Annotated in this window: 11 protein-coding genes; 6 read left to right on the top strand and 5 right to left on the bottom strand. The window is 68.4% G+C overall.

Annotation, left to right across the window (positions count from 1 at the left end):
• Positions 1–33 precede the first annotated feature (33 nt).
• Together HZA32_19790 and HZA32_19785 are read right to left on the bottom strand one after the other, a co-directional pair.
• Positions 34–3354 carry a UTP--glucose-1-phosphate uridylyltransferase gene (locus HZA32_19790; protein MBI5426323.1) on the bottom strand — a complete coding sequence of 1107 codons (3321 nt, stop codon included), beginning with the start codon at positions 3352–3354 and terminating at the stop codon, positions 34–36.
• Between the two features lie 3 nt (positions 3355–3357).
• The gene (locus tag HZA32_19785) at positions 3358–4203 is read right to left on the bottom strand and encodes an NTP transferase domain-containing protein (protein ID MBI5426322.1); all 846 of its coding nucleotides are present in this window, start codon (positions 4201–4203) and stop codon (positions 3358–3360) included.
• Between the two features lie 124 nt (positions 4204–4327).
• Between HZA32_19785 and HZA32_19780 the strand changes: the two genes are divergently transcribed.
• From HZA32_19780 to HZA32_19760, 5 genes are all read left to right on the top strand, one after another.
• Positions 4328–4834 carry a 6-carboxytetrahydropterin synthase gene (locus tag HZA32_19780; GenBank protein ID MBI5426321.1) on the top strand — a complete coding sequence of 169 codons (507 nt, stop codon included), beginning with the start codon at positions 4328–4330 and terminating at the stop codon, positions 4832–4834.
• Positions 4835–4899: 65 nt separating this feature from the next.
• Positions 4900–5880 carry a GTP cyclohydrolase I FolE2 gene (locus tag HZA32_19775; protein MBI5426320.1) on the top strand — a complete coding sequence of 327 codons (981 nt, stop codon included), beginning with the start codon at positions 4900–4902 and terminating at the stop codon, positions 5878–5880.
• Between the two features lie 16 nt (positions 5881–5896).
• Positions 5897–6175, top strand: coding sequence for a hypothetical protein (locus HZA32_19770; protein ID MBI5426319.1), 279 nt, complete (start codon positions 5897–5899; stop codon positions 6173–6175).
• A gap of 183 nt (positions 6176–6358) precedes the next feature.
• Positions 6359–7093 (top strand): SDR family oxidoreductase, encoded by a 735-nt coding sequence (locus HZA32_19765; protein ID MBI5426318.1) that lies wholly within the window; start codon positions 6359–6361, stop codon positions 7091–7093.
• Positions 7094–7258: 165 nt separating this feature from the next.
• Positions 7259–8098, top strand: a complete 840-nt coding sequence (locus HZA32_19760; GenBank protein MBI5426317.1) for a PEP-CTERM sorting domain-containing protein — start codon at positions 7259–7261, stop codon at positions 8096–8098.
• Between the two features lie 26 nt (positions 8099–8124).
• Here HZA32_19760 and HZA32_19755 read toward each other — a convergent pair whose 3' ends face one another.
• From HZA32_19755 to HZA32_19745, 3 genes are all read right to left on the bottom strand, one after another.
• A complete protein-coding gene (locus tag HZA32_19755) occupies positions 8125–10212 on the bottom strand; it encodes an HAD-IIB family hydrolase (protein ID MBI5426316.1) in 2088 nt (695 codons plus the stop codon).
• A gap of 113 nt (positions 10213–10325) precedes the next feature.
• Positions 10326–11663 carry a glycosyltransferase gene (locus tag HZA32_19750; GenBank protein ID MBI5426315.1) on the bottom strand — a complete coding sequence of 446 codons (1338 nt, stop codon included), beginning with the start codon at positions 11661–11663 and terminating at the stop codon, positions 10326–10328.
• A gap of 254 nt (positions 11664–11917) precedes the next feature.
• A complete protein-coding gene (locus tag HZA32_19745) occupies positions 11918–12760 on the bottom strand; it encodes a metallophosphoesterase (GenBank protein MBI5426314.1) in 843 nt (280 codons plus the stop codon).
• A gap of 181 nt (positions 12761–12941) precedes the next feature.
• Here HZA32_19745 and HZA32_19740 point away from each other — a divergent pair, with 181 nt between their 5' ends.
• Positions 12942–14102, top strand: a complete 1161-nt coding sequence (locus HZA32_19740; GenBank protein ID MBI5426313.1) for a hypothetical protein — start codon at positions 12942–12944, stop codon at positions 14100–14102.
• The last annotated feature ends 46 nt before the right edge of the window (positions 14103–14148 follow it).

Here is a 14148-nt window from a genome sequence, read left to right as displayed (position 1 = left end):
TGGGGAGCCGGCGGTGCGTGGCGCCGGCGGCATTCAGGAGAAGTCGCAGAGCTCGCCGATCGCGGCGGCGGAGCCGTCGCGGGCCCAGCCGTCGAGTTGCGCCTGGTCCTTCAGTTGCTGCCCGCGGAGGCGCGAGACGAGGGCGAAGGTGTTGGAGCACTCGGACAGGGCGGTCATGTCGCCCCAGAGTTTTTCGAACTGCGCGACGGGATAGACGTCCTCCTGGCCGTGACCCCAGCGCTTCTTCACGTCCTTGAGCGTGACGTAAGTCGGCAGGCGAGCGCCGAGCGTGCGGACGGCGGCGGCGCATTTTTCCGCATCGGCGAGATCGGCGCGAGTAAGGGAGAAGAGCGCGAGCAGGCGGTCGAGGTCGATCCAGCAGGTGTTCGTGTTGTAGTAGGTCAGCGCGAACTCGTCCTCCTCGCGCGGCAGGGCGAGGCCTTCGACGAGGCGCACGCGGTCGTCGACCCGTGCGAGGCCGCCGCCGTGATCGTCGATCCGGCGCGTGATGACTTCCCAGCCGAGCGTGGTGCCGGCGGATTGGAACCAGTCGACCATCGCGGGATCGGGCGTGGCGCCGAGCGTGTCGATGTTGTGCACGACGAGCGTGCGGAGCTGCGGATGCGCGGCGAGCAGGCGGGCGAGCACGCCGTTCTTGAGGAGATTGGGAATCTCGAACCAGTGGCCGACGGGATGCAGGCACTGCGCGGGCAGGTTGTCCGTGTAGTCGGCGCCTTCGCCGGTCGCGCGCGCCCAGTTCGTCAGCGCGGCGCGCACGCTGTCGCGCATTTTCTGCTTCTGTTCGTCGAGACGCTGCTGCGCGGTCTCCTCCCACGCGAAGTGGAGGTCGCGCACGGTCGGCACGAGGCGCAGGCCGATCGAGCGGCCCGGCGAGAGCCAGACGTCGCGGCCGAGTGCGTCGCCCACGAGCTGGCGCAAGCGGGACTCGATCGGCGCGTGGGTCAGATGGCTCGTGGTGAACACGTGGGGAATCGTCGCGCCGTGCGCGCGGGCGAGGTGGCGCGTCTTGGCGAGATGGACCTCGATGAAACTGCGGTGGCGGCCGGAGAATTTCGCGAACGGGTGCAGGCCCTTCACCACGCCGGCGCCCTGCGTCCAGCGGCTGCCGACGCCGGCGGCGTAGGTGACGACGGCGACCTCGCCGCGACGGAGCGCGGCCTCGCCGGCGGCGCGATGCGCGGCGTCGACGCGCGTGGCGTCGAAGAGTTCGCGGGCGGGCACGTCGTCGATGCGCGTCGTGGTCGGCAGACGGTTCATCGCGAGACCGATGCGGCCGTTGCGGAGGTCGGCGCGGATTTGCTCGTGCTGGACGGGATCGAAGCCGTTCGCGGTGAGTTGTGCGTGGAGTTGCTGCGCTGCGTCGTCCTTGTCCGCCGCCGACGGCAGCAGGCGGTCGAGCAATGTGGGCAGCGCGGAGGAATATTCGGGCAGCGTGCGTGCGGCGGCGGTGAATTGCTGGACGTCGCTGCGTTCGCGCGCGGAGAGGTCGCGAACCTCGCGGCGCAGGACGGCGGGCATCGCGGCCTGATAGTAGCCGACGGGCAGCAGCGCGGCGGGACCGGCGAGCAGCGAGGCGACGGAGCCGTGCTCGTTGATGGCGAAGTCGTAGACCACCGGGTCCATCGCGAACGGCAGCGCGGCGGCGAGCTCGCGCTTCGTCTCGAGCATCGTGCGCTGGAGAAATTCCTGGCCGGCGCGTTTCTTCTCCGGCGCGAAGATGAAGCCCATGCCGCCGCCGGACATGCCGCCGAGCATCCAGAAACCCCAGAAGTCGTCGCCGAACGCGGCGCGGACTTTTTCGATGAGCTGCTCGGTGTAGGAGGTCGTCACCCACGGGATGATCGTGTGGAGCGGGCCGAAGAAATTGTCGGTCAACGCGCGACCGAGCGCGCGGATGTCTCCGCGAGCGAGGAGCGCGAGGATCTCGTCGAGCGTGGCGACGGCTTGCCCGCGGGCGCGCCAAGCGGCGTCGCTGCGCAGCAGGTATTTCTCGGTCACCATTTCGAGGATCGGGCCGACGTTTTGCGCCATGCCGCCGTGGACCAGCACGAGCGAGTCCTGGAGTTTTTTTCGCGCCTCGGCCGGCACGCGGTCGGGGCCGAGCAGCGTGTGGCGCGGGAGAAGGCAGCCGCGGCTGGTGCCGTGTTCGGCGTCACCCGGGCGCGCGACGGCGCCTTCGATCAGCTTGATGCCGGGCCAAAGGCCGCCGGAGTCCTGCCAACCGCCGCCGGAGCCGCCGAGCCATTCGCCGAGGATGGCGCGGGCGGCGACCATGCGGCGCTCGGGCTCGGTCATGGGGCCGGAGAGCGACGCGATCTGGCTGGTGGCGCGCATGCACACGCCGATGAGCGCGCCGAGGAGATTGGTGGAGACGGCGAGGCGCGAGCCCTTGGGGATGCGGTTGACGTTGCTGACCAGCTCGAAGCCGCGGCCGGGGCCGAAGATGCGCGCGAGCAGGTCGGCGAGCTGCGTGCCCGAGCTTTCGATGCCCGGAGGAACGAGGCCGGCGGCGATGATCGCGGCCTTGAGCAAGCCGAGATAGTCGCGGCCGAAATCGAAGACGTCGTCGAGTTTCTCGAGTCGCGCGCTCGCCTCAAGGTCGACGCTCGCGAGGCGGATGACGGGTTCGTCGATGACGCGGAAGTAGGCTTCGACCGGCGGACGCGGCGCCGCGTCGCGGCCGTGGACGCCGAGATCGATGGAGATGTTGAGCACGCGCGCGCCTTCCGGAAAATCCATCCCGAGGAAAAAGATGTCGCTCCAGCCGCAGTGCGTGAGGTCCATGCGCACGGGCGTGCATTCGCGCAGGACGGGGAAGGGCGCGGCGGCGTGCTCGCGTCGCAGCAGCTCCGGATGGACCCGCAGCGGCTGGTCGAGCGGATGGCCGAGGCGGAACATCCAGGCGTTGCCGCGCGTGGAGCGCACGGTGCGGCGCACTTGGTCGGCGAGGGTTTGAAACGCGAGCTGGTGATACGCGGCGGCGAGCGCGGAGGAGAGCGTCTCGTTCGCGCCCTGCTCGGCGAAGGCGGCCTGGAAGTGCGAGATTGCCTCCTCGAAGCGTCGGTCGAGCAGCTGGGCAAAACCCTTTTGCGGCACGCGTCCCGTGCGGGCGTAGCCGGCGCGGGCGGGCAGCTCGTAGCGGTGGATCGCGGCGAGGAAAAACAACGCGCGCACGCGGTGGTAGAGGTTCGTCTCGCGACGGCGGAAGGCCTCGAGCTCGGCGCAGGCGGCGAGAAGCTCGGCGACGGAGCGGCCGGCGCACCAGCGTTCGAGGGCGAGGTCGCGCAGCGCGGGCTCCGCGCCGGCGATGATGTCGGTGATCCGCGGCGTCATGGCTTAGTTGGCGCGGATAGCGAGCAGTTCGATCACCTGCGTGAGCACGAGGTCGCGGTCGCGGCCGGCGAGCGAGAGCGCGAGTTGCGCCGTGAGCAGGCCGTAGGGCGCGCCGATGTCGTAGCGGCGGCCGGCGAGGGCGAGCGCGAGGTAGCGGCGTTTCGCGGCGAGCGCGTGGAGGGCGGGCGACAGGCCGAGCGCGGCGTCCGGCGCGGCGGCGCGCCGCTCTTCGAGCAAGGTGAAGATTTCGCCGTCGAGCGCATGCAGGCCGAAGAAACAGAGGTAGAACCCGGCGCGCAGGCCGGGGACGATAAGCTGTTGCTCGGCGAGGGTGGGCGTCGGTTTTTCGAGGACGGTCTCGATTTGGTAGAGCGAGCGCTCGCCGTTGCCAACGAGGTGGCCGCCGATGGCGCCGTAGGAAGTGAGGAGACTCTCGCGCGTGGGCTGCACGGCGGACACCGGCGCGTTTTCCTGTGCGGCGGCATCGATCAGCTGGCGGGCGCAGCTCACGGCACCCGAGGCGACATGCAAGTGGTCGCCGACGAGGTGAAGGAAGGCATCGGTGCCGCAGAATTCGCGACCGCAAAGCAGGGCGTGCCCGTAGCCGCGTGGTTCATTTTGCGGGACGAAGCGCACGCGGTCGCGCAGCGGCCCGCAAGCGGCGGCATAGGCGGCCTCGTCGCCGGGGCACACGACGACGGCGAATTCCTCGATCCCGGCGCTGGCCGCTTCAGCGAGCACGATCTGGAGGGCGGATTTCGTTTCGCCGTCGCGGTCGACGAGCGTTTGCAAGGGCAGGGCGCGCTGCTTGGGGTTCGCGGCGGTGATGAGGGCTTTGCGGATTTTCATGGCGGCCGGAGGTCCATCGTCGCGAGCGGCGCCGGACCCGGCAACGGCGAACTTGACCGGAGCGGGGCCGCGTCCCGGGCGGCGCAGTTGACGCGGCGGGGAAACTGGCTTGGCTCGTCCCTCCATGCCCGCGAAACGCACCGCCCGTTCCCGACGTCCCGCCACCGCCCGCGCGGCCCAGCCGGCGTCCGTGCGCGTGCTCGATGGCGTCGTGACCATTACGCGCCAGGTGCACTTCAACTCCGCGCACCGGCTCTACAACCCGACGAAGAGCCTCGCTTGGAACCAGCAGCAATACGGCCTCTGCACGAACCCGCACTGGCACGGCCACAACTACGTGCTCGAGGTTTCGCTGCGCGGCCGCCCCGATCCGGTGACCGGCTACCTCATGGACCTCGCCGAGCTGAAGCGCATCCTCCAGCGCGCGATCGTCGACAAGTGCGACCACCGCAACCTGAACGACGAGGTCGATTTCCTTCGCGGCATCATTCCCTCGACCGAGAACCTCGTGATCGCGTTCTGGAACGAGATCGCCCCGCACATCAATCTCCCGCACGCGCGCCTGCATTGCGTGCGCCTCTACGAAACCCCACGCAACTTCGCCGAGTATTTCGGCCCCGACGCCAGCTAACCCCGACGACCCGGGGCTACGGTTATCGTCCCAACCGCCTGGCGTTCCACGCACTCAAAAACGACATGAGCAAATCCAAGCCGATGTATCTGCATCGCTCCGCTGCCGGCACCGCGCCGCGCACCGCCCGGAGCTACGATGCGAAGTTCCGCGCCACGCCGGCCTACCGCGCCTCGCTGCCCGACATGATGGAGGCCGCGCACGACGCCATCCAAGGCGCGAACGTGCCGATCCAGCAGGTCGGCATCCATAATTTCAAACTCCCGCTGAAATACCGCACGAAGTCCGGCGAGACCCTCACGCTCGAGACGAGCGTCACCGGCACCGTGTCGCTCGAGGCCGAGCTGAAGGGCATCAACATGAGCCGCATCATGCGGACCTTCTACGAGCACAAGGACGAGGTCACGACCGGCGAGTGGATGGGCAAGGTCCTGAAAAACTACCTGCGCAACATCGACAGCAAGGACGCGCGGCTGAAAATCTCGTTCTCCTACCCGATGGTGCGCGAGAGCCTGCGCAGCGGCCTCGAGGGTTATCAGTTCTACAACGTCGCGTTCGAGGGCGTGATGACCCGCGACGGACGCTATCGGCGCTTCATCCACTTCGACTTCGTCTACTCGTCCGCCTGCCCGTGCTCCGCGGAACTCAGCGAGCATGCGCGCGACCAGCGCGGCGCCTACACCGTGCCGCACTCGCAGCGCAGCAAGGCGCGCGTCACCGTCGAGGAGGCGCCCGGGAAGAAAATCTGGATCGAGGACATCCACGCGCTCTGCCTCCGCGCGCTCCAGACCGAGACGCAGGTGATGGTGAAGCGCGAGGACGAGCAGGCGTTCGCCGAGCTCAACGGCGCCTACCTCAAATTCGTCGAGGACGCCGCGCGCCTGCTCTACAAGGAGTTCGACGCCGAGAAGCGCATCATCGATTTCCGCATCGCGTGCTCGCACCTCGAGTCGCTGCACTCGCACGACGCCGTGAGCGTGATCTGCAAGGGCGTGAAGGGCGGCTTCACCGCCGACTTCATGGACTTCGGCGCGCTGCTCTGTTGACGAAAGGCGGCGGCGCATGTGGCAGGAACTCACGCGCGGCACGGCCTTGTTGACCGCGGCCGCCTTGCTGCTGCTGCTCGGCTTTTTCCTCTGGCGCGTGAACAGCGCGCTGAAAAACGCCTTCCGCCATCGCGAGAGCTACGCGGAAAACCTGCGCCGCGCCGGCCGGACGGCCGAGGCGGACCGCGTCGACGCTGAGACGCGCGGGCTTGCGCGACGGTTGCCGCTCTACGGCCGGATTTTGGTCGTCGCCGCGCTCGCGCTCGGTGCCGTTGGTTTGCTGCGACTGCGGTGAACTGACCGATTGTAGGAGCCTGCTTGCAGGCGACCGCCGCGGCTCCGCAGCAGAAACGAACTTCGGCCATCTTTGGTCGCCTGCAAGCAGGCTCCTACAGGCAAACCCCGCAAGACCGCGGCACACGAGGGCCGCCGTGGTTTGGGATTTGGAGTTTGGCGATTTTCCGCCCACGGTGGCGCGGTGCCGAAAAAATCTCCGCCCGTCGCTCCCGCTCCCGTCGTGCTCATCACCGGCGCCTCGCAAGGCATCGGCGCCGCCATCGCGCGCGTCTTCGCCGCCGAGCTGAAAGGCGTGCGCCTCGCACTCGTCGCTCGCAACGCGCGCAACCTGCGCGCGGTCGCGGCCGAGTGCGCCCAGTTCGGCGCGGAAGCCGCGACGTTCGCGTGCGACACGAGCGACGAGGCCGCAGTGGCGAAGATGGCGCGCGGTGTCGCGAGGCGTTTCGGCACCGTCGATGTCCTGATCAACAACGCCGGCGCGTTTACGCAGGCGAAGTTCGCCGACACGACGGTCGCGGAGTTCGATCGCATGATCGCGGTGAACCTGCGCAGCGCGTTCCTCGTCACGCGCGCGTTCCTGTCGGCGATGACGGAGCGGGGCAGCGGAGACATCTTCTTCATGAGTTCGATCGCGGGGCTCGGCGCGTATCCGAATGCGGCGGCGTATTGCGCGGCGAAGTTCGGCGTGACCGGTCTCGCGCAGGTGTTGCGCGCGGAAACGCGCGACGCAGGTGTGCGGGTGTGCTGCGTGCATCCGGGCGCGACGTGGTCGCCGTCGTGGAGCGGCAGCGGCGTGACGCCGGAGCGCATCATGCCCGCCGAGGATGTGGCGCGCGCGTTCCTCGATGTTTACCGGCTCGGTCGCACGACGGTGGTCGAGGAAATCGTGCTGCGTCCACAGCTGGGCGACCTCTGAAAGTTTCGCGCGTCCCGCGTGCCACCAGGGCTGGATGGGGCAGAGATTCACCGGAGATTTACCGGGGCGGGCGTCCTAGCCGAAAGGCCCTCGGGGTATTCACCCAGTCGCGAGTAAATTGGCTCGCGCGCAGGCGCGGCGATTTCACCTTCGCCCCCGACCGGCATGAGCTCCCCACGACTCAGCATACTTGCGCTATTCCTTTTCGCGACCCTCGCGGCGCGCGGGACCGCGCAGACCGTGCTCTACCGTGATTTCACGAGCACGACCGGCCTGACTCGGAACAGCGTCTCCGTCTCCGGCGGTGCGATCACTCTGGCGGACAACGCCAACGACCGCGGGTCGGTTTTCACGTCGTCGACCTATTCGATCTCGAGCTTCAGCGCCGCGTTTGAGTTCCGGATCACCAATCCGGGCGGTGGCACGGATTCGTTCAACCAGCAGGGCGCGGACGGACTCGCGTTCGTCATCCAGCGCGCGCAAGCGAATGCGCTGGGCAGCTCGGGCGAGGGCCTCGGCTATCTGGGAATCAATCAAAGCGTCGCGGTCGAATTCGACACGTGGTTCAACTCCACCCGGGCCGATCCCGACTCCAACCACTACGGCCTCGATCTCAATGGCAGCGTGAACTCGGTCGTCACGGCGGCGGAGTCGACGCGATTCGACAACGGCCAGAAGTGGTCCGTGTGGGTGGACTACAACGGCACGGCCTTGGAAGTGCGCGCGAGCACGACGGGCGTGCGCCCCACGACGGCGTCGCTGACCTACGGCACGGCGCAGAATCCGTTCGATCTCGCGACGGCGATCGGCGGCGCGAACGCCTACATCGGCTTCACCGGCGCGACCGGCTCCGCCACGGGGACGCACCAGCTGCTGTCCTTCGCTTTCTCCGACACGTATGTCCCGGGCGGAATTTCAGTCATTCCGGAGCCGTCGACCTACGCGCTGTTCGGCCTCGGGCTCGGTTTGGTCGGAGTGGCGGCTTGGCGCCGTCGGCGCGGTTGAGCGCCGAGCGTCCGGTGTGGGCGTAGTCAGTCCCTGTCGCTTGCACGCGGCTCGGCGTCGAGTTCGTGGCAGGCGTGGAGGAAGGTCGCGGCGGACCACGCCTGGTAGGCCTTGCCCATCGGCCGGCCGGTCTGGCCGTGCACCCACTCGTTGAATTCCCACTCGCGGTCGCGGCCGAGTTGGTTGACTTGCGCGAGGCGCACCAGCTCGCGGCAGGCGACTTCGTGGAAACCGAGTCGCTGGATGAAGCGCACCCACAGGCCGCCGATGAAGGGCCAGATGCCGCCGTTGTGGTAGTGGTGCGGCAGGTTGAGCAGGTTGACCGTGTAGTAGGCGCGCCAGTCGGGATCGCCTGACTGCACCACCGGGTAAAGGTTGGCGACGGGCCAGGGCTGGTTGACGCCGACGCCCCACATGAAGCGGAAGGCCGTGCGCGCGCGCTCGACGTCGAGCACGTTCATGAGGAACGCGAGGATGTTCGCGTAGGTGTCGCAGCGCCAGTTGAAGGCGAAGGGCGTGATCTCGGCCAAGAGATATTGCGTGTCGCCGAGCGCGAACTGCCGGTCGGCGAAGCGGTGCGGGCGCGTCTCGGTGCTGGCGCCGTTCGTGGTCGGCCAGAAGGCCTCGAGCACGCGCGCGCGGATTTTTTGCGAGCGACGCAGGTAGGCCGCGGCTTGGTCGAACTGGCCCATGAGCTCGAGGATGCGGCCGTAGCAGACGTTCGCGCCGAACCACAGCACCTCGTCGTAGAGAACGTTGTAGCTGCGGCCGAAGAGGTCGGTCCAGTCGCCGGCTTCCGGGATCTCGAGCAGGCCGTCGTTGTTGGCGTCGTGGGCGGCGAGCCAGACCATGACGTCGTGCAGGCGGTCGGCGTGGCGGTAGAGCAGGGTGAGGTCGCCGGTGCGGGCGGCGTAGTTGTAGAGCGCGATGACGACCCACAGGCCGCTGTCGATCGAGGCGATGTTGCCCACGCCGGAGTAGTCGGCTTCGCCGGTGTCAATGCGGACGTTGGCCGGGATCTGGCCGTGCACGGAGACGGCGCCGAGCAGCGTCTCGAAGGTCCGGACCTGCGCCGCGCGCACCTCGGGGTCGTCCACGGAGAGAGTGCTCCAGATCGTGATGGCGCCGTCGCGCGCCCAGACGCTGCGGTAGTTGGCGTCGGTGCCGGTGACGGTGTTGTCGGCGAGCGAGCAGGCGGAGAAGCCGAGCGGCGTGATGTTGCGCTTCAACGCCTCAAGTGCGCGGGCGTAGCCGGTGCGGAGCAGTTCGCGTTCGTGATCGGCGAGTCCGCCGAGGTGCGTGCCGGTGAAGAGCTGGCGGAAGCTCGGCGCGAGATCGTCGGCGGCGATGCGAGCCTCGGCGCGGCTCGGCACGGCGCAGACCACGCCGAAGTGGCAGAGCCCATCGAGCACGCCCTCGGCGAGGATCTGGCGCGAGGTGTAGATCGGGATGTCGACCGTGGCCTCGAAGAGTTCGGGCTGGGCGTTTTCCACGATGATGCCGCGGACGCCGGGCAGGCGGAACATCGAGGCGTCGTTGCCCGTGTCGCCAGCGACGAGAGTTTCGTCGAAGGCGATCCCGAGGCGCGGAGCGAGCCAGGCGAGCGCGCCGCCCTTGGTGGCTTGGCGCGGAAGGATGTCGAGGTCGCGCGAGCTGGAGTAGACGACGTTGACCTCGAGACCCGCGAGCGCGAGCTGCGCGCGCAACTCGCGGACCGCGCTGCGCGGCGCACGGTCGAGGAACCAGCTGGACTTGAACTCGTGTTGGAACTCGTCGGGCTGCGCCCGGGCGCCGGGAAACTGGCCGACGATCTGGCGGACGAGCGCGAGGTCCCAGCCGGTCCGGAGGTGCGCGTGGAATTCGGTGAGGAAGGCGCCCGCGCGCACGTCGTAGATCTGCGTGCCGACCCCGCCGATGTAGAATTCGGCGGCGGGCAGCGTGCCGTCGTCGATGAAGCGCCGGAGGTCGTCCACCAAGCGTCCGCTGTTGTAGGCGAGGAGCGGGCGCGCGGCCGGGTCGAGTGCTTCCCAGGCAAATTTGAAGCGGCGCGTCGCCTCGGGATTGCCGAGGAGCGTGCCGTCGAGGTCGGAGCTGAAGAGGCGAATGGAAGGCATCGGGGGCGGGAGTTGAGAGTGAGGGTTGAGAGTTGAGGGACCGAGTGGAGGAGAAGCGCGGTGCGTTGCTGGCGGTCTGCGCTCAACTCTCACCTCTCAACTATTAACAGTCCCTAGTCGCCGTCGTTCCACGGCTCGTCCCACTCGGTGTCGCTGAAGGCGAGCGCGGTGGCGCGTTCCTCGATGAGGCTGACGAGCTGCTGGGCGATGCCGGTCCAGGTGAAGAGGCTGCGGGCCTTGTGCGCGCCCATGCGCGAAAGCCGTTGGGAGAGCCGCGGGTGTTTCAGGACCTTCACGATGGAGATGCCGAGGTCGAGCTTGTCGAACGAGTCGGCGTAGAGCGCGTGGCGGCCGAAGGTGAGCGCGCGGTAGAGACCGCCGTGCGTGGTGACCACCGTCGGCGTGCCGCAGGCCATCGCCTCGATCGCGGTCATGCCGAAGGGCTCGTAGCGGCTGCTGAGCACGAAGACGTCCGCGGCGCGGTAGCGGTTGGCGAGGTCACGGTCGGAGACGAAGCCGCCGAACGTGACGCGCGATTGCAAGCGGTAGCGGCGGACGCGTTTCTTCAGATCGGCGAGGATTTCTTTTTCCGCCGCGTTGAGGCGCGTGCCGCCGACGGCGAGATGGAGATGCGCATCCTCGATGCGCGGAGCGACGATGGAGAAGGCGTCGATGAGCAGGTCGTAGCCCTTGTTGCGGGCGAGGCGGCCGATCGCGAGGACGACCTTGCCGTCGTAGCCGAGGCGACGGCGCAGGGTGTTGCGCGAGGCGGCGCTGACGGGGAAGAAGCGGTTGTCGTCGTAGCCCGGCGGGATCATGTGCACGTGCTCGGCGGGCGCGCCGTAGTCGGCGGCGATCATGTCGACTTGGAGCGGCGTGGTGGCGATGACCTCGTCGCAGGTGGCGTAGAGGTGGCGCTCCTCCTGGATGCGCTGGGTGAAGTTGTATTTCTCCTCGAAGCGCGCGACGTCGTGCGGGTAGTCGCGTTCCATCAGCTGCTTTTTCCACAGCCCGAGCGAGTGCGGCGTGTGGATGTGCGGCACGTCGAGCGCCTCGGCGAGACGCCGGGTGGCGACGCCGGCGTCCCAATAGTGGCTGTTGAAAAATTGGTAGCGCAGCCGGTGCCGGGCGATGAAGCGCAAGGCGTGTTCCGCCCACTCGGCGAGGTGGCGCGCGAGGTATTCCTTGTCGATGAAGTTCGGGCCGCCGCACGGCATGCGGATGATGCGCACGCGCTCGGCGACGGCTTCGATTTCGGGTTGGTCCTCGAAGCGGCGCGTCCAGATGTCGACCTCGTAGCCGAGTTGCGCGAGCTTCTTCGAGAGTTCGAGCACGTAGACCACCTGGCCGCCGGTATCGGCGGCGCCGAGTGGCGGCTGGGCGGCGACGTAGCCGTGCGTGGAGACCATGCCGATGCGCGGCAGGCGGGACTCAGGGAGCTTGTTGGGCATGCGATCCTTTGGTTCGGCCCGGGCACGCTGAGTCGGCGGCGGGCGGTGGATGAAGATCCGCGTCGAAACAGACGCGGTCGCCGCAGCGGCGGCGAATTGGCGGCGCGCTCGCGCGCGTGCGTGGAAGCGAACCCGTGCTATCGCACTGACCGCGCGAGCGACGCCGCGGTCAATCAATTCGGCTGCTCGCGCCTGCCAAGGTTTCGCTCATGGGGGATTTCCCCAAAATTGCTGCCGTGGCGATGCGGCCTGGTTCACGCGCGGCGAAGCGTGAACAGCGCGACCTCGGGCCGGACGTTGAAGCGCACGCGCATCAGGTGGCCGACGCCGCGGGAAATGTAGAGCTGGCGCTCGCCGGCGAGATCGAAGGCGCCGCAGGTGTAGCGGCGGTTTTTCACCGGCAGGATGGGCGGCGGGAGGAACGGGGGTTTGCATTGGCCGCCGTGCGTGTGGCCGGCGAGGATCCAGCCGTGGAAATTTTCCCAGCCCGGCAGGTCGCATGCGTCCGGGTTGTGGCAAAGCGCGAGAACCGGCGCGCCGGCGGGCAATCCGGCCAGCGCACGCGTCGGGTTGAAGCGGCCGGCCCAGAGGTCGTCGAAGCCGACGATGCGCAAGCCGGCGCAATCCGCCTGGGCGTTGCGCAGCACCTGCACGCCGGCGCGCGTGAGCTCGGCGGTGACGGCGTCGGCCTCGTCGGGGTGGCTCCAATTGTGGCCGTAGTCGTGATTGCCGAGGACGGCGTAGCTGCCGAGCGAGCCGCGCGGAAATCCCGCGAGGAGCCGCCGAAGCTCGGCGAGACCGGCCGCGCCGCTGGAGGTGATGAGATCGCCGGTCTGCACGACGATATCCGGCCGGCGCGCAGCGACGCGGCGAAACGTCTCGGCGATGTAGTCGGGATCGACGGTCCAGCCGACATGCACATCGGAAAAATGGGCCAGCGTGCGACCCACAAGGTGCGTCGGCAGGTGGCGGATCGGCAGCTCGCGCTCGGTGATCTCGAGCCAATGCGGCTCGACGCGCCAAGTGTAGAGGAAGGTCAACGGCACGCCCGCGGCGGCGGCAAGAAAGGCGCGGCGGGTGAGGGGGCGAGTGGGCATGGGCGGAGCCGGTTTGTTCACGCTGCCGTTCGCCGCGGCCGTGCGCAAGCGCCGCGAGTTTTCGGCTCGAAGGCGGGGCGCGGCGCGGCACACTCCGCGAGTCGGCGTCGTGTGACGCCGCGGCGCGCCGGGGCCACGGCGGGTCGATCCCCACGCGTATCTCCCGATCGTCTCCGGCCCCATGAACATCCCTCGTTCGCTTCGCGCCGCGCTTTGCGCGGTCGGCATTCTCCTGTCGCTCGCCGCGCGTGTCGCGGCCCAAACCACGGCCGAGCCGCGGGTCACCGCGCTCACCGGACATCTCGAATTGGGCTACGACATCCGGGTGACCATCGCGGGCTTGGCGGCGTGGGCGGCGCAACCGGGCAACGACGTCGGGCGACTCGTGCCGGTGATCAACGGCCGCGCGATTCGCGGTTGTTACCCGATCGAGCAGGACCTCGCGGACGGCACGGTGAATTTCCGCCCGCAGATTCTTCCGCAAAACCGCGACGTCTGGGTTGATCTGTTGGGCGAGCCAAAATCGCGGACGAAGGCGGTGGCGTTCTCGGTCGAGCAGGAGGATCGTTCGCCGTTCGCTACCGCGCTGACCGGCAAGGCCAGCCCGCAGCTCACGGTGATTTCCGGCGTCTACGGCGCAATCGCGCTCGTGTTGGTGGCGTTGATCGGGACCACGTGCGTGTGGCTTGGCCAGCGCACCGGGCTGCTCCGTGACGCCGGTCCCGCGGGTCAGCTGCGTCCCTACAATCTCGGCCGCTGCCAGATGGCGTTTTGGTTTTTGCTCACGTTCGTCTCCTACATCGTCATCTGGCTCATCACCGATGCGGCGGACACGATCACACCGGGTTTGCTCGGGTTGATGGGCATCAGCGCGACGACGGCGCTCGGCGAGGTCTTCATCGATGCCAACAAGGACGCGACGGCGGACACGCAGCGCCAGGCTTTGAGTGCGGAGCGCCAAGCGCTCGCGCAGGCGGTCAGCGAGACCGAAGCGAAACTCGCCACGTTCGCGGACGACGCGGTCGGCGCCCGCTCAGACTCGACGCGCCAGCTGACGGAGCAGCGCACGCGACTCGCGCAGATCGACGCGCAACTCCCGGCGCTGGCGCCGACTCCCGGCGCGAACGTCTCGGGCGGTTTCCTCGTCGACATCCTGTCCGACGCGCAGGGCTACAGCTTCCACCGTTTCCAAATCGTCGCGTGGACGCTCGCGCTGGGGCTGGTCTTTCTCTCCTCGGTCTACAACAGCCTCGCGATGCCGGAATTCAGCGCGACGATGCTCGGCCTGATGGGCATGAGCGCCGGCACCTACATCGGCTTCAAGTTCCCGGAAAAACGCTGAGGCGCCGCGCGGTTCGCGGGGAAGCAGGCTTGCGCGCCTCGGCGAT

This window comes from Opitutia bacterium (genome assembly GCA_016217545.1).
Classification (GTDB): domain Bacteria; phylum Verrucomicrobiota; class Verrucomicrobiia; order Opitutales; family Opitutaceae; genus Didemnitutus.
The sequence above is the reverse complement of the archived record's forward strand: the minus strand, read 5'-3'. Positions and strand labels throughout refer to the sequence as shown.

Excerpts from the sequence above, each read along its gene's own strand:
- HZA32_19790 (MBI5426323.1), bottom strand. The coding sequence starts at position 3,354 with ATGACGCCGCGGATCACCGACATCATCGCCGGCGCGGAGCCCGCGCTG.
- HZA32_19785 (MBI5426322.1), bottom strand. The coding sequence starts at position 4,203 with ATGAAAATCCGCAAAGCCCTCATCACCGCCGCGAACCCCAAGCAGCGC.
- HZA32_19780 (MBI5426321.1), top strand. The coding sequence starts at position 4,328 with ATGCCCGCGAAACGCACCGCCCGTTCCCGACGTCCCGCCACCGCCCGC.
- HZA32_19775 (MBI5426320.1), top strand. The coding sequence starts at position 4,900 with ATGAGCAAATCCAAGCCGATGTATCTGCATCGCTCCGCTGCCGGCACC.
- HZA32_19770 (MBI5426319.1), top strand. The coding sequence starts at position 5,897 with ATGTGGCAGGAACTCACGCGCGGCACGGCCTTGTTGACCGCGGCCGCC.
- HZA32_19760 (MBI5426317.1), top strand. The coding sequence starts at position 7,259 with ATGAGCTCCCCACGACTCAGCATACTTGCGCTATTCCTTTTCGCGACC.
- HZA32_19755 (MBI5426316.1), bottom strand. The coding sequence starts at position 10,212 with ATGCCTTCCATTCGCCTCTTCAGCTCCGACCTCGACGGCACGCTCCTC.
- HZA32_19750 (MBI5426315.1), bottom strand. The coding sequence starts at position 11,663 with ATGCCCAACAAGCTCCCTGAGTCCCGCCTGCCGCGCATCGGCATGGTC.
- HZA32_19745 (MBI5426314.1), bottom strand. The coding sequence starts at position 12,760 with ATGCCCACTCGCCCCCTCACCCGCCGCGCCTTTCTTGCCGCCGCCGCG.
- HZA32_19740 (MBI5426313.1), top strand. The coding sequence starts at position 12,942 with ATGAACATCCCTCGTTCGCTTCGCGCCGCGCTTTGCGCGGTCGGCATT.